The following is a 388-nucleotide window of genomic DNA, read 5'->3' on the forward strand; positions in this document are numbered from 1 at the left end:
TCCATCAGTGCATCGATATCATCGGGGTCGGTTAACTCAGCCGAAGCATCTTCTACTGGCTCAGGCTCAGGTTTTGGCGCTGCGGTGGCCATTGAATCCATCAGTGCATCGATATCATCGGGGTCAGTTAGCTCAGCCGAAGTATCTTCTACTGGCTCAGGCTCAGGTTTTGGCGCTGCGGCGGCCATTGAATCCATCAGTGCGTCGATATCATCGGGGTCAGTTAACTCAGCCGAAGCATCTTCTACTGACTCTGGCTCAGCTTTTGGCGCTGCGGCGGCCATTGAATCCATCAGTGCATCGATATCATCGGGGTCGGTTAACTCAGCCGAAGCATCTTCTACTGGCTCAGGCTCAGGTTTTGGCGCTGCGGTGGCCATTGAATCCA

The 388-nt window shown here is 54.1% G+C and carries 1 pseudogene; it reads right to left on the reverse strand.

Annotated features, from left to right (window positions below):
* A pseudogene (locus H4J57_RS19610) lies at window positions 1–388 on the reverse strand (hypothetical protein); the annotation flags it as partial.

The sequence above is a fragment of the Colwellia sp. BRX8-7 genome, assembly GCF_014077275.1.
Lineage (GTDB): Bacteria > Pseudomonadota > Gammaproteobacteria > Enterobacterales > Alteromonadaceae > Colwellia_A.